Source organism: Pseudoalteromonas sp. PB2-1 (assembly GCF_045040605.1).
GTDB lineage: Bacteria > Pseudomonadota > Gammaproteobacteria > Enterobacterales > Alteromonadaceae > Pseudoalteromonas > Pseudoalteromonas arabiensis.
The window spans coordinates 2,224,045-2,241,899 of record NZ_CP090667.1; the positions used below are offsets into that span (position 1 = coordinate 2,224,045).

Sequence of the window (17,855 nt, forward strand, 5' to 3'; positions counted from 1 at the left end):
AAGGTTCTAGAAGTCTGTGCTAAGCTTAGCATTTCTTCATTATAGCGCTTCGCGAGGATAGAGAAACACAGGTAAAAACATAAGGACTTATGTCCGCTCCTGTTTTGTTAACGCCTTAGTTTTGATACAGATCAACCACTGCAAAAATTTTGGAAAAGTTCAAAAGTAAAAACAAGTTCAACGGGTCTATTCTTAAATATTAAATAAAGGTAGGGTTTATATCATGCGCAAAAAAATAACATTTCATAGCGGTGAGTTAACACTTGCAGGACAACTTGAGTACCCTGCAAACGATGTAAAGTTTTACGCTCTATTTGCTCACTGCTTTACATGTGGAAAAGATATAGCAGCTGCAACCAGAATAAGCCGCGCACTAGTTCAACAAGGAATTGCCGTGTTACGTTTTGACTTTACTGGTTTAGGTAATAGCGATGGTGATTTTGCTAACAGCAATTTCTCCTCCAACATCCAAGACTTGATCGCCGCAGCAGAGCATTTACGTGAAAACTTTAAAGCACCACAGTTACTCATTGGCCATAGCTTGGGAGGTGCTGCAGTGCTTGCAGCCGCTGATAAAATTAATGAAGTACAAGCCATTGTGACTATTGGTGCGCCATCGGATGCTCAGCATGTAAGTCATAACTTTGCAGCCCAAATAGATGAAATTAACAACCAAGGAAAAGCAAAAGTAAACTTGGCAGGTCGTGAATTTACCATTAAAAAGCAATTTTTGGATGACATAGCACAGTATGATCGAAGCCATATAAGTAAATTAAAACGTGCTTTACTAGTGATGCACTCCCCTATCGATACAACCGTTAATATTAGCGAGGCAGAAAAAATTTACGCCTCAGCGAAACATCCTAAAAGCTTTATAAGTTTAGATGACGCCGACCATCTACTCAGCAACAAAGTGGATGCTGATTATGCTGCTGGGGTAATCGCATCATGGGCAACGCGTTATATTGATTATGAAAAAGAAAGTTACACGGCTCAATTATTAAATGGCAGTGTACTTGTTGAAGAAAAAGATCACGTTTTTACCCAATATGTCAGTACAAAAGATCATACTTGGCTTGCTGATGAACCATTAAAGGTAGGGGGTAGTAACCTAGGACCCGACCCTTACCACCACTTACTTGCAGGCCTTGGCGCTTGCACATCAATGACTCTTAGAATGTACGCAAGCCGCAAAAAATTACCGTTAGAACATGTTAAAGTTGAGCTTAATCATACACGTGACTATCACCAGGATTGCGATGATTGTGAACACAACAATAAGCTAGAAGCAATCACGCGTAGGATTACACTAGTAGGTGACCTTACGGATGAACAACGACAGCGTTTGCTCGAAATAGCAGATAAGTGCCCCGTGCATAAAACACTTCATAACAATCCATTAGTGATTAGTGAACTCGTGAATAAATAACCTATTAGCGCGTTAAAAAATAACGCGCTAACTCTACTTAACTGTTTATTCTAAGAAAAGCGTCAGTTGCTTTGTCATCGCTTCAACTAACCATTTCGGCCCGCCATCAAACATGTCGTTATGGCGAGAATTAGGAATTACAGCTTGCGTTACAGGATACACAGCTAGCTCCTCACCCGTTAATAACACCCTATCATCTGCTGGGTAATCGCTACCACGTAGCGTAAGCACAGCAATATGTTTGTTTCGGGGTATCAGCATACGTCGATGATCAAGGGTGATAAGCTTAGAAACCTTCGCAGGATAAATAGCGGCATATAATGCTGCAATATCCCCCCCATTTGAGTGACCAAATAAAGTAAGCTGATTAAAGTCATACGCAGGATATCGCTTTGCAAGTTCTGTGGCTAAAAATTCAAGGGTTTGTACACCACGGTGCCAGTTTTCCATGCGTGTAGTCATGTATGGCGGCTCTAGGTTTAAACTCGGATCGCCCTTTAATTCATGTGCAACTTCAACCGTTAAATAACCATGTTGATGAAAAACTTGCTGGGCAAATTGATAGTCTGTATGTGCCATACCATACCCTGCACCAATAAACGCCACTGGGCACTTTTTCTTTACCGTGCATGTGCTATCGGCTGCTGTGATAGTCACCGGAATATGGCGCGCTCGCTCTGTATCGAACAGCGTCTTTGTTTGATTAGCAAACGCTGTTTGCCCGCTAAGAGTTAAAGCGAGCATTAGCGCCGCCTTTTTAATATTTAACATGCGCTAATTTGAATTCTAAGCTGCGTTTAACCATAGGCCACTCACCATCAATAATTGAAAACACCACGGTATCACGAACGCACCCATCGGCCATAATTTGGTGATTACGTAGAACCCCATCTTGTTTCGCTCCCAAGCGAGCAATGGCATTGCGCGAAGCCTGATTATGCCAGTGAGTACGAAACTCAACGGCAATCACATTAAGTGTTTCAAATGCATAAGTCAGCAGCAGTTTTTTACATTCAGTATTAACCCCAGTACGCTGAAAACGCTTGGCATACCAAGTATAGCCAATTTCTAAGCGTCGGTTTTTACTATCAATATTGCAAAAACGGGTTGAGCCTATCACGGTGCCTGTGTGTTTATCGATGACAGCAAATGGTAATGCGCGACCAAGTGACTGTTGTTCAAACGCCATACTTAAGTAATCGTCAACACGTTCTTCATTGGGCACCGAGGTAAACCAAAGCTCCCAAAGCTTTCCATCCGTAGCAGCGCTTACTAAAGCATCGCGATGCTCACTTGTTAACGGCACTAATTTAACAAATTGCCCTTCCAAGGTGATAGGACTTAAATTCATCATCTTACTTAACCCTCTTAGTAATAAAGCTTAATCCACCAGCTCTATATCGAGCCCAGCGAGTAAGTCCAGAGCTGCATAGCGCTCAAATTTAGCTTTGCTGATGTTGTTAGCAGTTATATCAATGGCAAAATGGCTGGCACCAATAAAATTAGCGTTATTGAGATTAGTTTGTTGAAACAAGCTGTCACGAAAATCAGTGTCAGTAAAGTCAGCAGATGATAAATCTGCATGTCTAAAATCAACATCTTTGGCAAAACAGCTGCGCATTTTTAATGCCTTTAAACTCAGTTCAAAAAAGCTGCTGTAGCTAAGTTCACAACTAATAAAACTCGCTGGAGCACGGCTGGCAAGTAGCGGCCAATCAACATCAGTAAAACGCACACTGGTTAATTTACACTCTTTAAAACTGACCTCTTCGAGTGAAGTGTATCTCAGCCCAAGCGCAGCTAAATTGCAGTTTTTGAACTCACACTCTATAAATCGGCAATTTTCAAACTGGCTACTGCTAAAGTCACAGTCAATAAATTCACATTGCTCAAACTCGCAATGTGAAAACGTTTGGCCCGCTAAATTAACCTCAAAGGTGTGTTCAAAATAAAGTGAATGACTTTTGATCACGCGCTCGACTCAATATCTTTTTTAAGCGCCAGTACAGCAATAAAAATTAGGCCAAATAATGGCATAAAACATAAAAGCCCACCGATTATGGCGACGATTACAGGTGTTGTCGTTTTACGTTTACCTAAGTAATAGCTAATAACGGCAAAAAACGGGATTAAAATCAAAATGAAAAAACCGATGAAGCTTCCACTTACACTCATGCCCACTCCTTGAAGAACATATTTATAAACATTTAAGCACAAAAAAACCCTAAGGCATACACCTTAGGGTTTTCATTAAACCTTATAATTCAGTTTATTATGAATTATTCAGTGTCTTTCGCTACAACATCAATGGCAAGCTCAGTTAATGCATCTGCATTTGCTTTGCTTGGTGCATCTGTTAATAAACATGATGCTTGAGTAGTTTTAGGGAAAGCAATAACGTCACGAATGTTATCAGTACCGCATAACAGCATAACTAAACGGTCAAGACCAAACGCAAGACCTGCATGCGGTGGTGTACCGTATTTAAGTGCGTCCAATAAGAAACCAAACTTGTCTTGTTGCTCTTGCGCTTCGATACCTAAGATTCTGAATGCTGTTTCTTGCATATCTGCATTGTGAATACGTACCGAACCACCACCAACTTCGTAGCCGTTTAAGACCATGTCATATGCATCTGATAATGCACCTGCTGGGTTTGCTTCAAGCTCTTGGGCAGAAATACCTTTTGGTGCAGTGAATGGGTGGTGAACCGCATGCAATGTACCTTCGTCGTCTTCTTCGAACATTGGGAAATCAACAACCCATAAAGGTTTCCAGCTATCTAGATCAGTGATGCCTAAATCAACACCAATCTTAAGACGTAGTGCACCCATTGCTTCGTTTACAACATTACGCTTGTCAGCACCGAATAAAATGATATCGCCAGATTGTGCGTTCGTACGCTCAAGTAACTGGTTAATCACCTCTTCGTTTAAGAACTTAGCGATTGGTGATTGCACGCCTTCAACGCCCGCAGCACGATCGTTAACTTTCATCCATGCTAGGCCTTTCGCGCCATAGATACCGATGAATTTAGTGTAGTCGTCGATTTGTTTACGAGAAAGCTCAGCACCGCCTGGTACAGTTAATACAGCAACACGGCCTTTCTCGTCATTAGCAGGGCCAGAGAATACTTTGAACTCAACGTCTTTTACTAAATCAGCAACGTCTACAAGTTGCATTGGGTTACGTAGGTCCGGTTTATCAGAACCATATAAACGCATTGCTTCGCTGTAAGGCATAACTGGGAAGTCGCCTAAATCAACGTCTAATAATGACTGCCACATTTCGCGGATCATTTTCTCAGTCATTGCACGTACTTCGTCAGAGCTCATGAATGACGTCTCTAAATCGATTTGCGTGAATTCTGGCTGACGGTCAGCACGTAAGTCTTCATCACGGAAACATTTAACAATTTGATAGTAACGGTCAAAGCCCGACATCATTAATAATTGTTTAAATAATTGTGGCGACTGAGGTAAAGCGTAGAAGCTACCTTTGTGAACACGGCTAGGTACTAAGTAGTCACGCGCACCTTCCGGTGTTGCTTTTGTCAGTACCGGTGTTTCAATGTCTAAGAAACCGTTGTCATCTAAGAAACGACGCACAAAGCTGCTCGCTTTTGCACGAAGTTTAATACGGTCGCTCATTTCAAGACGACGTAAATCTAGGTAACGGTATTTTAAACGGCGCTCTTCAGAGTTTTGCTGATTAAAATCAAGTGGTAATGGCTCTGAGCGGTTGATGATAGTTAAGCTTGTGCCTAAAATTTCAACTTCACCTGTTGCCATGTCTTTATTTACTTGGCTATCAGGGCGTGCGCGAACAACACCTTTTAACTGCACACAAAACTCTTGACGTAGTTTATTCGCAGTATCCATTAATCCTTCTACTTCAGGATCAAATACCACTTGTACTAAACCTTCTCTGTCACGTAAATCGACGAAAATAAGGCCACCAAGGTCACGGCGTTTGTTGATCCAACCACATAGTTCAACTTCTTGATCTACGTGAGATTTATTTAGCTGTCCGCAATATATAGAGCGCATAGTATTCCTGTCAGTTAAAGACTTATAGCCGCCTGCTCTTAAGAGTTCGCTATTTTGAGAGCAAAAGCCACTATACAAAGTAATCATTTAAGGCAGAGCATTATACCCAAACCATCGCAAAATGCGAGTGCCAGCAGTGCCTGTCAGGGGCTAAATATACGTCCCGACTTCTGAGCAAACATTTCTTTTGTTACACTAAGCAAAGTTTAAATTTATTGGTTGATTTAATGCTGTACTTAGGTTGTCCGCAGTGGTCTAGCACCGCATGGAAAGGAAATTTACTCTCTAGTCACTGTAAAAGCGCCGACATGCTCAGTGAGTATGCGCAATGCTTTAATTCAGTTGAGGGCAACACCAGTTTTTATGCTAACCCAAGTCATGAGTCATTATTGCGCTGGCATGATGCGGTACCCGAAAACTTTAAATTTACTTTTAAGTTTCATCGGCGTTTTAGTCACGAATTACAACTGACTAATATAAATAGTGAGCTGAATGCATGGCTAAACTTATTTGAGCCAATTTTTGCCAAAACAGGGCAAATTATGTTGCAGTTACCCAGTGCTTTTGGCCCGAATGCCCTGCCACTACTAACTAACTTTATTGCCCAATTACCAAAACAGCTTAATTACGGCGTAGAAGTTCGTCACCCTGCCTTTTTCCAAAAAGGAGATGCTGAAATTCGTTTAAATCAGCTATTAATTGAAAATAATATAGACCGCATAAGCATGGATACTCGCGCTTTATTTGCTGTACCCGCCGATACCGATGCACTCATTGATGCGCAAAAGAAAAAGCCTCATTTACCTGTGCATGCAATCGCTACAAACAATAACCCACTGGTGCGTTTTGTTATTGCAAGCTTAGAGCACGAATACAAATCCTATTACCAACCTTGGCTAAAAAAAATAAACCAGTGGCTCGAAGAAGGTAAATCACCTTATGTATTTTTTCATACCGCAGATAATCGCCAGTCGCCACTTTTAGCAAGACAGTTTTGCCAAGATTTAGGTTACAATCACCCCGTGCTTGCGCCTTTTATAGGTGAACGCGAAGCAAGCCAAAGCAGTTTATTTTAATCTCAGAGTGCATATGAAAGATTACAGCCGTTATTTTCAAGGTTACCCACCCCATATTATTGAGCAAGTGTTACAACTATTTAATGGCAACAAAGCTGCAAACTACCTCAAGGGCAAATACCCTGATGCACATAGTATTACCAGCGACAAAGCCTTATACAGTTACGCCACTGAGCTAAAAAAGCGTTATCTTAAAAACGCCCTACCTTTTGGCCGTGCCGCGTTCAAAAAACAAGGCGATATGGTCACTAATGCGTTAGGTACCCATACTTTTCGTATGCAAGGTAAAACCCGTAAACACGACCTTGCCATTAATAGCGATTTACTTCGCGCACCTGAGCCACTTCTCAAGGCACTCGTCGTACATGAACTGGCTCATTTTAAAGAAAAAGACCACAACAAAGCGTTTTATCAACTTTGTTGCCACATGGAGCCGCAATACCATCAACTAGAACTGGATTTAAGAATATTCAGCGTATTAGTAGGTGAAGGAAAAAATCCTTACTAGAGTGTTAAGCTTAAGTAAAATCGGCAGCACTTTATTCAACTTCAAACCTTATTTGACCAATTAGCTGCCCTGATTCTGTAACCACCTTAACTATCCATTTGCCAGATGAATCTGCTGGGAAATTCGTTTTATGACTCCATGCCCTATAACCCTTTTCTCGTCCACCCGATATTTCTAATGGAATACGCTCAACTTCTTTACGATTATGCACCCATACATGGTAAATTTTTTCATTCAAGCCTCGCGGGGCTTTAACAGCGCTAAAGCTATATAGACCTTTTTGGTGTAAAGCATGCTCGGTTAATTTTTGAATCGGCTCTATTGGTTTACGGGCTTGTTCGTCAAGCTGATACGACATGCTCATATCGGTTAAGCGCAGTGCAGCGGGCGGCACAAAGCTACGTAACTGCCACAAACCTGCACTAAGCGCTCCTAATAGCAAGACAAGTAATGGGAAACGCCACCATTTTGCATTAGGCATTAAGTTACCTAAGCTTGGTATGGTAAAGATAACAGCTGTGATGAGCGCAATTTCAAAGCTCTGGCTGGTGGTAAGTTGAAATAAAATAGGTAAAGTAACTGAGATTACAACAAACAGCGAAAAGTTGTGAAAAACAGTAAATAACACACTGTGTTTAGCGAGTTTTTTATAATAAAGCGGATCAACAACAGAGATAAATGCGCACAGTGCAATTAAACCAGTAAATGCAGCCTGTGGGTGATCCCACGTTGTTACCGCTAAAAAAAACGGCAATGCAAAAAATAAACTTTCTTGCTGCACAACCTGTAATGCAAAACGCATAAAATTGGGAGACACAGCCAAACCAAATTGCTGTTCAACTTTATCCCGTAACCAGTTATCTAGAATTAACCAAACCCAGCTTACAAGTAAAAGTATAGAAATAACTTGCGAGAATGACTCTTTTCGCTCAACGAATATAAAGCTTGCAACCCCACTGCAAAAAGCCAACACTGCCATAAGACCAGGGCGCTTTTGCATTGCTATGACAAATTTTGTTATAAAGTCTTTTAAGTAATTCATGCAATCATAAAATCCGTTTAAGAGTATGTGATTAAAGCATAAATTGGATGAATGTAGGCTTTAAAAACGAGCTTTTAGTTCAATGCAGTTAGACATTTAGATGAAGCTAACAAGCATTAAGTATTATTTTCAAAAAGGAACAAATGGAATGTTATATAGGATCTTGATAATGCTTTTATTACTCTCTAAGTGTATAACTGCAAATGCATTTGAAGATTATAGTTTTTTTAATGGTGAATGGAATTGCAAAATGAAATCAGTATTACCAGACGATGCAATACTAGAAGTTGATAGCCACATAACCACTTCAATCGAAGATTTAAACTCATACGCAAGAAGCTTTTTTAAAATTTACTTCAAACAAAACCCTAATTTGGCCTCTATTATTTCTGTAGAATCCTCAGAAAAAATGGATTTTGAGGGTGATATCATGATCAGCTTTGATTCTCATACCCATAAAACAAAACTAATCAAAGATGATCTAAATTTATTTTCACCAGAGTCTGTGAAAAGCTTTACTCGAGGGCCTTCAGTGACAGTTAAATCAAAAATCAAAAAAATAGACGATGAGACTATTACGTTAATTGGGATCCCAGACAAAGATGTTATCAATTGCTCTAAAACACAAAAAAGCGCGGTCTAGACCGCGCCTCTATTTTATCTGATGGCTGACAGTTCAAGTCGTTGGGTTTCGCTGTGCTCTACGCGACCCACACGCCAAGGTAGCATACAAGACCTTTAACCTAATGAATCAAAGCAAATTTCCGTATAACTCTCATGTGAAATACCTAGGGTAAATTTGCCATACTCAGTTTGATTAGATTCGCTATATTCGAGCCAAAGTTGTTTTGCTTCTAACAAATCAGAAATATTCTCAATCTCTCGGACTCCATTAAGAACAGCATATAAAGTCTCTGATTGAGCTTGGAATGTCACAAACACCTGAAACTCACTCCCGGTGCGTTTTAACTTAACTTCATCGACAATGACATCTTGGTATATGTGATTAAATTTCAATTAAATTGCCTATTGAGTTATTACAGTAAACTACTTTATGTATTTCACACCAAGACATTAACTTAATGAAAGCTGCAAAACCATATTTAAAATTCAGAGTTTAGTGCCCTCAATTGAAACTCCCCCTTGAATGAGCTTGATATAAAGCACTGAATGTTAAAGCCCTTTAAGCATAAAAAGCGCGGTTTAAACCGCGCCTCTATTTTACCTGACAGCTGAAAGCTAAAGTCGTTAAGTTACAAACCTAGCTCTGCCATAAAATCATCATCTGCGTCATCAACTTGTGATGATGCTTTTTGCTTTTCAGCTTTTTGTTTGGCTTCGTTTTCGATGATGTCGTCAGGGTCAACGGCTTCTGAAATATCAAAGTCATGTAGTTTGATGAATTCTGTTTTATCCATCGCTAGTTCTAGATAGAAAATATTTTGCTTCGCTGTGGTGAATGTTACACGGCGAGCTTGTGGTCTATCCATGGTGGTATCCACAGAGATTTGCACCTGCTTGTTAATCGCCATCATTTTAGGTTGGTTTTGAGTGATTGATGTATGCAGCTGCTCTCTTACCTTAGAGGTAAAGTCGCCCACAATTTGGTTCATCAGCTCACCTAATACATTAGCAACATCATCTGATAAATGGCTTTGCGCAATTTCATCTTCTGGCATCCCCATATTACGCATATAGTCATGGTAGATTTCCATGGCTGCTTGCGCTGTGAAATTAGTAACAACTAGGCCTGTAAAGCCACCATCGAACAATACAAAACAGCCAATATCTGGGCGCATACAGGTACGGGTAATTTTTTGCACCATCGCAGAATAACTAATATTGTTACCACTTGCTGATGACAATACGCCGGTTACTGAATGACACAGAGTTGATAAGATATCTTCGGTACTGATCACTTTGCTTTTAGTCATTAAACTTCTCTTTTTTGTACTTGTTATTGATAATTCTAGCCAAGCTACTGAATTTATCACTGACTATCCAGTTAAAAATGCTAAAATAGCGGTATTATTTTTTAAAGAGACTGTTCACGTGACGCAAAAAGACAGTATTTATGCCACTGAGCAAGCGGTTAAAGACTTTAGCTTTGACCAACATGTAGTAGAAGTTTTCCCTGATATGATCCAGCGCTCGGTGCCAGGCTATGCCACCATAGTAAGCACCATGGGTAAGCTGGCTGGCGAGTACGCGCAAAGCAATTCAAACCTATACGACTTAGGCTGTTCACTTGGTGCAGTAACGTTAAGTATGCGCCGTAATATTCGCACCGATAACTGTAACATCATTGCGGTCGATAACTCACAAGCGATGGTTGAACGCTGTAAATTACATTTACAAGGTTTTCGCTCTGACGTGCCGGTCACCGTTACGCTGGGTGATATAAACGATTTAGCAATCGAGAATGCCTCTGTTGTCGCGATGAACTTTACTCTACAGTTTATTCCACCTGAAAAGCGCTTAGCGGTGCTAGAAAAGATTTATGCAAATTTAAAACCTGGCGGCGTTTTGTTGCTTAGCGAAAAAATTAAAGGTGAAGATGAGCAATGCGATAATTTGCTCATTGATTTACACCATGATTTTAAGCGTCATAACGGCTATTCGGAGCTTGAGATCAGCCAAAAGCGTACGGCTATCGAAAATGTCATGCGCCCTGATCATTTATCTACCCACTTAAACCGATTAAGCGAAATTGGTTTTAGCCAAACGCAAGTGTGGTATCAATGTTTTAACTTCTGCTCGATGATTGCAATCAAGTAATCATCACAACGATATAAAAGAGTATTTCATGTCTCAATGGTTTAACCAATTTTACGCTGCGATTGCACAAAGCCCGCTTAGCCACTGGCTCGAAACTTTGCCAGGTCAATTAAAGCACTGGGAACTAGAAGCCAGCCACGGCGATTTACCTAAGTGGCAAAAAGTGCTGAAAAACTTACCTGAAGTAAGCACCAACCATGTAAACCTTCAGAATAAAGTACAAATTGGCACCGGTGACGAGCTATCTGAAGGTCAGCAAAAACAGTTAACGCATTTATTAAAGCGCATGATGCCATGGCGTAAAGGCCCCTTTAGCTTGCACGGTATTGAGATTGATACTGAGTGGCGCAGTGATTGGAAATGGGATCGTTTACTGCCTCATATTGAACCGTTAAAAGGCCGCACTGTGCTTGATATTGGCTGTGGCTCGGGTTATCACCTATGGCGTATGCGTGGTGAAGGCGCTAATTTTGTGGTGGGTATTGATCCATCCGATTTATTCTTATGCCAATTCCAAGCAATTAAACACTATCACCAAGATGAAAACGTGCATTTATTGCCGCTAGGTGTAGAGGCTCTGCCTGAACTAAAAGCATTCGATACCGTGTTTTCGATGGGTGTTTTATATCACCGCCGCTCACCTATCGACTTTTTAGCGCAGTTAAAAGCGCAGCTTCGCCCAGGCGGTGAGCTAGTACTTGAAACCCTGGTTGTTGAAGGTGATGAGCATACAGTCTTAGTACCAACCGACCGTTATGCAAAAATGCGTAATGTGTGGTTTATTCCAAGCACCGCAGCATTAAAACTATGGATGGAGCGTGTTGGCTTTAAAGATGTACAAGTTAAAGACTGCGCAATCACAACGCTTGAAGAACAACGTAAAACCGAGTGGATGGAAAACGAATCACTCATCGACTTTTTAGATCCAAATGACACCAGCAAAACCATCGAAGGTTACCCTGCCCCTCTTCGCGCTATTTTAACCGCGAAAGCTTAAGCCAAATTTGGCTCTCGGTTTTAGGCTCTGAACAAACCAAGAGCCTAAAACCCAGTAGCTAATTCCTTTTTTAGCGGACAACTGTCCTTGTCAAGTCGGTTAAAGTGATTTTTCAACTAGCCGCGCCAGTGCAATTGTTGTAAAATACGCGCGTTTCTAAGCAACCCACATGCAACTTTTTTGAGGAAAACCTGTGAGCGAACAAAAACAGTCTCTTAGCTATAAAGACGCGGGCGTAGATATCGATGCCGGTAATGCACTTGTTGAGCGTATTAAAGGCGTAGTTAAAAAAACCAGACGTCCTGAAGTAATGGGCGGTATCGGTGGTTTTGGCGCACTTTGCGAACTACCAACTGGCTATAAAGAGCCTGTACTGGTTGCTGGCACAGACGGCGTTGGTACAAAACTACGTTTAGCTATTGATCTTAAAAAGCACGACACAGTGGGTATTGACCTTGTTGCTATGTGTGTAAACGACCTTATCGTACAAGGTGCAGAGCCACTATTTTTCCTTGACTACTATGCAACGGGTAAATTAGACGTAGATACTGCGGCTGATGTTGTAACAGGTATTGGTAAAGGCTGTGAGCTATCTGGCTGCGCATTAATCGGCGGTGAAACTGCTGAAATGCCTGGTATGTACGACGGCGAAGACTACGACATGGCTGGTTTCTGTACGGGCGTTGTAGAAAAATCAAAAATTATCGACGGTACTAAAGTAGCTGCAGGCGACCAATTAATCGCACTTGCATCAAGCGGTCCTCATTCAAACGGCTTCTCATTAATTCGTAAAGTACTTGAAGTATCTGGTGCAAACACAAGCGCAGAGCTTGAAGGCAAAACACTTGGCGATCACCTTTTAGAGCCAACTCGCATTTACGTTAAACAACTACTTGAGTTATTCAAGCATGTTGACGTTCACGCGTTATCGCACATCACGGGTGGTGGTTTCTGGGAAAACATCCCGCGCGTACTTCCTGAGTCTGCAAAAGCAGTAATTAAAGGCGACAGCTGGGAATGGCCTGTTGTTTTTAACTGGTTACAAGAAAACGGCAACATCACAACTCACGAAATGTACCGTACATTCAACTGTGGTGTAGGTATGGTTTTAGTTGTTCCTGCCGACAAACTTGAGCAAAGCTTAACAATTCTTAAAGATCTTGGCGAAAATGCATGGCATATCGGTGAGATCCAAGATGCGAAAGCAGGCGAAGAGCAAGTAGAAATTTTAGGTGGTCGTGACTAATGACCCCTTGTCGTCTTGTTGTATTAATTTCTGGTAGCGGTTCAAACCTTCAAGCCATCATCGACGCCTGTGCGCGCGGTGAAATCAAGGCCGACATCGCCGCTGTAATTAGTAATAAAGCCGACGCTTATGGCCTTGAGCGAGCTAAAAATGCAGGTATACAAACACGTGTACTTAGCCATAAAGATTTTGACTCGCGTGAGGCCTATGATGCTGAGTTAATGGACATTATTGACAGTTTTGAACCAAATCTGGTTGTATTAGCTGGTTTTATGCGTATTCTAACACCTAGCTTAGTGCAAAAATTTAAAGGAAAAATGTTGAACATTCATCCTTCTTTGTTGCCTAAGTACCAAGGGCTGAATACCCATCAAAGAGCAATAGATGCAAAAGATGAGGTTCACGGCGTAAGTGTTCACTTTGTAACTGAAGAGCTAGACGGCGGTCCCGTTGTGCTTCAGGCCAAAGTACCGGTACTCGAAAACGATACCGCAGACACACTTGCGCAACGTGTTCATCAACAAGAACATATAATCTATCCTTTGGTGGTCAAGTGGTTCAGTGAACAACGACTCAAGATGGAAGCAGATTATGCAGTTTTTGACAAAAAGAAACTTCCTGCACACGGCGCACATTACCCAGAATAAAAAACGAAGTGCCCTATTCGCATGTGTGGGCACTTTATTACTTCCTACCAGTGTTTTAGCTGGCGACCTCACTCAATACCAAGCCAAATACGATGTACTTCGTAAAGGTGAAACCCATGGTAAAGCGGTACGTGAGCTAAAAAAAATCAACGATGGCAACTATGTACTTACCTATCATAGTGAAATTGAATGGATGATTTTTTCTGACTCCCGAAAAGAAACCTCCGAATTTAGTTATCAAGATCATAAAATATCACCTCTTAGCTACGCTATGGAGCGAACAGGAACAGGGCCAGATAAAGAATACACGCTCAAATTCGATCCTGTTCACAAGCAGGTCAACAGTAACCAAAGTAAATACCCGCTGAAATTCGATTGGTCAGACGATTTCCAAGACTCGTTATCGTATCAAGTACAGGTTCGCGAAGAATTAAAGCAAGGTAAAACGCAGCTTTCTTATCCTTTAGTAGATAAAAAAGGCAACCTGCGTAGTTATGACTTTGAAGTCATTGGCACAGAAATGATTTCATTGCCAATCGGTAATATAGATGCAATTAAAGTAAAACGCTTATACGACAACAATAAACGTCAAGCCCTTGCTTGGTTTGCCCCAGAAATGGACTACATGCTAGTTCGTATGTGGAAAGGTGAAAAAGGTGTCGAACAGTTTGAAGTACAACTTAACTCATTCACTGTCACTACACCTGTTACCGTAGCTAATGATAAGTAGTCGCGATTTTACATCGCGAAAAGCGTTTACATCACGAGAAGGTGTCTGCGTTTAGGTAAATTATCTTTTAAAAGTCGCGGGGTGAACCCGCTGCTACCTTAAATTAATTCGCCCATTTTAAACAACGCAAACTCACCTGGCTCCATTTTTTGCCAGCGTTCGTCGTTCGTGAGCGGCCTTGTTGCAATGACAGTAACCACATCGTTCGGTGTGGTTTCTTTTTGAAAATCAACCACCATATCAGCATCAATTAATGTCGCTTTGCCAAACGGCGCACGGCGTGTGATCCAGTGCAGATTATTAGTGCAATATGCCAACACATACACACCGTCAGTGAGCAACATATTAAACACGCCCTTTTCACGTAAAGTATGCGCAAGTTTAGCCACATAGCGAAACACGGATGCCATATTTGAAGGACGTTTAGGGTATTTTTCTCGCACTTTATCAAGTAACCAGCAAAATGCTAATTCACTGTCGGTATTTCCAACCGGTCTATAATGCTCAGGTTTTAAATCATGATAATTAGAAAGTTGACCATTATGAGCATACGTAATTTCACGCCCCCATAGCTCGCGAGTAAATGGGTGGGTATTTTCAAGACACACACGACCACGATTCCCCTGACGAATATGGCTTATCACCGAAATACTCTTTATCGGGTAAGCTTTAACAAGCTTGGCAATCTCAGACTGGCAACTTGGCTCTGGATCTTTAAACGTACGACAGCCTTTTCCTTCGTAAAAAGTAATACCCCAACCATCTTTATGCGGCCCCGTATTACCCCCACGTTCTAATAACCCTGAAAAACTAAAACAAATATCCGTTGGTACATTGGCCGACATGCCAAGCAACTCACACATAAAATAAATTAACCTTTAAAATCATAAGTATAATATAAAAATTGAAATGCTGAATCGCTTTTGGTCACAGTTTGGGTCACACATTGCTTTTTGTAACGCTAAATTTCAATTAGTTTTAATTCAATATGGACATTGTTAAACAACCTTGTAGTAAAGGCAAACGGTTATACGCTTGGGCTTATTCTAAGCACCCTTTACCAGATACTTTTTTACCGTTTTTAAATTTCAGTTTTGCTTTTGGTTAAGGAACTGCTTTATTGGCACGACTATAATCAAATATAATTAATACACTGTTTTAAATAGCATTATTAAAGTTTTGCAAGTTAATTTATAAAACCAAGATTCATTATGGCTTTTTATACACAGCGGAAGGTAAGCAATGAAGGATAAATCAAATAGCTTATACATTTGTATTTGCATTTTATTGTTAGTGTTAGGGTTTCATCTTGGAGCCAACATTGAAGACGAAATAGTCGCGTACTTTAGGGCTGCAAATATAGATGCCAATAATGTAATAACTGCTTGCGGAATTATCATTACCTCCATGTTTGCATTTTTTGGTTTAAAAGAAGCTCGACGAACGACCAAGCTTCAGGCAGAACCATTCCTTCACTGTCAGCGAGAGACCGACTACGGTAGCAACACTTATCAGTTTCACCTGCTTAACTCAGGAACTGGTACAGTAATTAATATAAAATATAAACTATTATATAATAGTGACCTAATTAGTTTTGCCAAACTTCGCTCACTGTTAGGCAATGTGACTGACAAAGACAAGTCATTAGAACATTCTTTTTGTACTATGGAAGCAATCAGACCAGGTAGTAAATTTGCTTTTATTGATTTAAATTTAACTGAGCTCAACGACCTAAAGTTTCACTGCATTCTTCATCTTCTCTCTGATATAGAGCTTTCTATCGACTATGAAACAGTTCTTGGAGAGTTTAGGCATGATACGTTCAAGCTTTATTATTAAATATTATCTAAAGCATTTATTCAACTATCGCCCCCAGCTGACTATTTAGTCCTATAGCTTCAGCTTTATAACTCACAAAATCAGCTTTCTCTATTGGTATTGGTAGTGGTAGTGGTAGTGGTAGTGGTGAATTATGAGTATGCGTTGATAAAGTCTGGTTCATTTTTTCAATTAAACCAAGTAGCATTTGAGCCACGTTGACTGAGCTATTACTTAGCCACACTGTTTTGCCCTTGTTGACCTTTTCAAGTTCTATGGCTCTACCGTGCAGGGTTTTGAGCGTGCTTAGGCTCAGGCTTATATTTGATTCTTGGCTTTAACTTTCGTTCTTCTGATTTGAACTCATGCTCATGCGTAAAATCATGAAGATGAGCATATTGAATCTCTCTCAAAGGCAGGGCTATAAGAAATTTATCCCACTGGTCGTAATACTCTAACGTACTTTCCGCGTACATAGCAGCATCCAATACTGTTAATCCTTTGGTAATTAGCTGCTCCCTAACTTCATCTTTTTTTGTTCATTTAGAGAGTTAATGACTTTTTTATATTGGGTTACTTTCTTAAGGAATAGCGTCCTTCCGTCACGATAACCGCTTACCACTGGAAGAATATAAACATCAGATGTATGAACTTTTGCTTGAACTTCATATATGTAGCCTATATAAACCTTCCTATCTGACATAGTAAAAAGAATTGGTAACCCCTGTGTAATTGAATGCCCAAATAGTCTCGAAAAATCAGGGCTATCTGCATCTGTTAGAAATTCTTCTGCGTATAGGCTTTCTTTATCATTAAACAAATAATAGATAATTGGGATCACAACGCCTAAACATAGTGATATGAAACTGATATCGAATAATGCGACCGTTGAGTCATCAATATTTTTAAGCATGAGTACATTTTTCAAAACCAATGTCCGAGGTCATATTGCAAATTGAAGTGATTACCTGATAATACTGCTAAATAATAAAGACATGATGCGATGGCGAAAATTATCAAACCCACAGACGTTGATTTAAAAAAAGTATGGTATCAGTTGCTACGATGCAAAGAAAAGTGTGTTTTGTGCCAGCTAGTTAAAATACTATAGCCAGAAATCCCCAATACAAATAAGAGTAATACAGTAGGTTTTATCATTTTTATTATACAAAAAAAGCATCTCTCGATGCTTTAATTTAGTTAAGATGTTACTTGAGTCGAATTTGTAGCTGCTTTTAATTGGGCCTGAACAACTTCACTCTTTCTAAGAGAGTTCATGTTTATCCTGAAGATTTCAGTACCAATCATATCGACCTTAAGCTCATTTTTATTCATTTCAGATAACACTTTATCTACTGCTTTTTCAGTCTCAGTACGAGACTTGAATAGATTTAAAAAACTCATATTAAGCCCCCTTATAGTTGTAGTACTTAATGTATTTAATTATTTTAAATAATAAGCTCATTAACAAGTATGTCAATAATTTTGGTGTCATATGCGTCTCATATAATCATATCTGTCGTAGTGAACGCTCG

Annotated in this window: 22 protein-coding genes; 10 read left to right on the forward strand and 12 right to left on the reverse strand. The window is 40.3% G+C overall.

Annotation, left to right across the window (positions count from 1 at the left end):
* The first annotated feature begins 223 nt into the window (after positions 1-223).
* A complete protein-coding gene (locus tag L0Z67_RS10375; protein WP_405127989.1) occupies positions 224-1,429 on the forward strand; it encodes an alpha/beta fold hydrolase in 1,206 nt (401 codons plus the stop codon).
* Between the two features lie 45 nt (positions 1,430-1,474).
* Here the strand turns inward: L0Z67_RS10375 and L0Z67_RS10380 are convergent, their stop codons facing one another.
* From L0Z67_RS10380 to aspS, 5 genes are all read right to left on the reverse strand, one after another.
* Complete coding sequence (locus L0Z67_RS10380) at positions 1,475-2,173, reverse strand: alpha/beta hydrolase (RefSeq protein ID WP_405127990.1); 699 nt, start codon at positions 2,171-2,173, stop codon at positions 1,475-1,477.
* A 13-nt stretch (positions 2,174-2,186) separates the two neighbouring features.
* On the reverse strand, positions 2,187-2,783 hold the full coding sequence (locus L0Z67_RS10385) for a GNAT family N-acetyltransferase (RefSeq protein WP_237126989.1): 597 nt from the start codon (positions 2,781-2,783) through the stop codon (positions 2,187-2,189).
* A gap of 27 nt (positions 2,784-2,810) precedes the next feature.
* On the reverse strand, positions 2,811-3,401 hold the full coding sequence (locus L0Z67_RS10390; RefSeq protein WP_405127991.1) for a pentapeptide repeat-containing protein: 591 nt from the start codon (positions 3,399-3,401) through the stop codon (positions 2,811-2,813).
* Positions 3,398-3,604, reverse strand: coding sequence for a hypothetical protein (locus L0Z67_RS10395; protein ID WP_405127992.1), 207 nt, complete (start codon positions 3,602-3,604; stop codon positions 3,398-3,400). Before L0Z67_RS10395 ends, L0Z67_RS10390 begins: the two co-directional genes overlap by 4 nt.
* A 104-nt stretch (positions 3,605-3,708) precedes the next feature.
* On the reverse strand, positions 3,709-5,478 hold the full coding sequence (gene aspS, locus L0Z67_RS10400) for an aspartate--tRNA ligase (RefSeq protein ID WP_130150157.1): 1,770 nt from the start codon (positions 5,476-5,478) through the stop codon (positions 3,709-3,711).
* Between the two features lie 227 nt (positions 5,479-5,705).
* On the opposite strand from aspS, the gene L0Z67_RS10405 reads away from it, so the two are divergent.
* A complete protein-coding gene (locus L0Z67_RS10405; RefSeq protein WP_405127993.1) occupies positions 5,706-6,554 on the forward strand; it encodes a DUF72 domain-containing protein in 849 nt (282 codons plus the stop codon).
* A 13-nt stretch (positions 6,555-6,567) separates the two neighbouring features.
* The gene (locus L0Z67_RS10410; RefSeq protein WP_405127994.1) at positions 6,568-7,062 is read left to right on the forward strand and encodes a M48 family metallopeptidase; all 495 of its coding nucleotides are present in this window, start codon (positions 6,568-6,570) and stop codon (positions 7,060-7,062) included.
* A 31-nt stretch (positions 7,063-7,093) separates the two neighbouring features.
* On the opposite strand, the gene L0Z67_RS10415 is transcribed toward L0Z67_RS10410, so the two are convergent.
* The gene (locus L0Z67_RS10415; RefSeq protein ID WP_062569376.1) at positions 7,094-8,104 is read right to left on the reverse strand and encodes a DUF5924 family protein; all 1,011 of its coding nucleotides are present in this window, start codon (positions 8,102-8,104) and stop codon (positions 7,094-7,096) included.
* A gap of 169 nt (positions 8,105-8,273) precedes the next feature.
* Here L0Z67_RS10415 and L0Z67_RS10420 point away from each other — a divergent pair, with 169 nt between their 5' ends.
* Positions 8,274-8,747 (forward strand): hypothetical protein, encoded by a 474-nt coding sequence (locus tag L0Z67_RS10420; RefSeq protein WP_237114207.1) that lies wholly within the window; start codon positions 8,274-8,276, stop codon positions 8,745-8,747.
* A 95-nt stretch (positions 8,748-8,842) separates the two neighbouring features.
* On the opposite strand, the gene L0Z67_RS10425 is transcribed toward L0Z67_RS10420, so the two are convergent.
* Both L0Z67_RS10425 and L0Z67_RS10430 read right to left on the reverse strand, forming a co-directional pair.
* Entirely contained in the window at positions 8,843-9,121 is a 279-nt protein-coding gene (locus tag L0Z67_RS10425) for a hypothetical protein (RefSeq protein ID WP_405127995.1), read from the reverse strand.
* Between the two features lie 236 nt (positions 9,122-9,357).
* Positions 9,358-10,038, reverse strand: a complete 681-nt coding sequence (locus L0Z67_RS10430) for a DUF3334 family protein (protein WP_062569379.1) — start codon at positions 10,036-10,038, stop codon at positions 9,358-9,360.
* Positions 10,039-10,156: 118 nt separating this feature from the next.
* Between L0Z67_RS10430 and cmoA the strand changes: the two genes are divergently transcribed.
* From cmoA to L0Z67_RS10455, 5 genes are all read left to right on the forward strand, one after another.
* Positions 10,157-10,882 carry a carboxy-S-adenosyl-L-methionine synthase CmoA gene (gene cmoA / locus L0Z67_RS10435; RefSeq protein ID WP_405128721.1) on the forward strand — a complete coding sequence of 242 codons (726 nt, stop codon included), beginning with the start codon at positions 10,157-10,159 and terminating at the stop codon, positions 10,880-10,882.
* Between the two features lie 28 nt (positions 10,883-10,910).
* On the forward strand, positions 10,911-11,879 hold the full coding sequence (gene cmoB, locus L0Z67_RS10440; protein ID WP_062569380.1) for a tRNA 5-methoxyuridine(34)/uridine 5-oxyacetic acid(34) synthase CmoB: 969 nt from the start codon (positions 10,911-10,913) through the stop codon (positions 11,877-11,879).
* Between the two features lie 193 nt (positions 11,880-12,072).
* Positions 12,073-13,125, forward strand: coding sequence for a phosphoribosylformylglycinamidine cyclo-ligase (purM, locus tag L0Z67_RS10445; RefSeq protein ID WP_193987482.1), 1,053 nt, complete (start codon positions 12,073-12,075; stop codon positions 13,123-13,125).
* Entirely contained in the window at positions 13,125-13,772 is a 648-nt protein-coding gene (gene purN / locus L0Z67_RS10450; RefSeq protein ID WP_062569381.1) for a phosphoribosylglycinamide formyltransferase, read from the forward strand. The genes purM and purN overlap by 1 nt, the downstream gene beginning before the upstream one ends.
* Positions 13,717-14,502, forward strand: a complete 786-nt coding sequence (locus L0Z67_RS10455; protein WP_193987483.1) for a DUF3108 domain-containing protein — start codon at positions 13,717-13,719, stop codon at positions 14,500-14,502. Before purN ends, L0Z67_RS10455 begins: the two co-directional genes overlap by 56 nt.
* A gap of 98 nt (positions 14,503-14,600) precedes the next feature.
* Here the strand turns inward: L0Z67_RS10455 and L0Z67_RS10460 are convergent, their stop codons facing one another.
* Positions 14,601-15,365 (reverse strand): class II glutamine amidotransferase, encoded by a 765-nt coding sequence (locus L0Z67_RS10460; RefSeq protein ID WP_130150165.1) that lies wholly within the window; start codon positions 15,363-15,365, stop codon positions 14,601-14,603.
* A gap of 379 nt (positions 15,366-15,744) precedes the next feature.
* Between L0Z67_RS10460 and L0Z67_RS10465 the strand changes: the two genes are divergently transcribed.
* Positions 15,745-16,341: a hypothetical protein gene (locus L0Z67_RS10465; protein ID WP_193987484.1), complete on the forward strand. Its 597-nt coding sequence runs from the start codon at positions 15,745-15,747 to the stop codon at positions 16,339-16,341.
* 16 nt (positions 16,342-16,357) lie between these two features.
* Here the strand turns inward: L0Z67_RS10465 and L0Z67_RS10470 are convergent, their stop codons facing one another.
* The 3 genes from L0Z67_RS10470 to L0Z67_RS10480 all read right to left on the reverse strand — a co-directional run bounded on the left by L0Z67_RS10470 (position 16,358) and on the right by L0Z67_RS10480 (position 17,724).
* The gene (locus L0Z67_RS10470; RefSeq protein ID WP_405127996.1) at positions 16,358-16,564 is read right to left on the reverse strand and encodes a hypothetical protein; all 207 of its coding nucleotides are present in this window, start codon (positions 16,562-16,564) and stop codon (positions 16,358-16,360) included.
* Between the two features lie 264 nt (positions 16,565-16,828).
* On the reverse strand, positions 16,829-17,248 hold the full coding sequence (locus L0Z67_RS10475; protein WP_405127997.1) for a hypothetical protein: 420 nt from the start codon (positions 17,246-17,248) through the stop codon (positions 16,829-16,831).
* Between the two features lie 272 nt (positions 17,249-17,520).
* Entirely contained in the window at positions 17,521-17,724 is a 204-nt protein-coding gene (locus tag L0Z67_RS10480; protein WP_193987486.1) for a hypothetical protein, read from the reverse strand.
* Positions 17,725-17,855 lie beyond the last annotated feature (131 nt).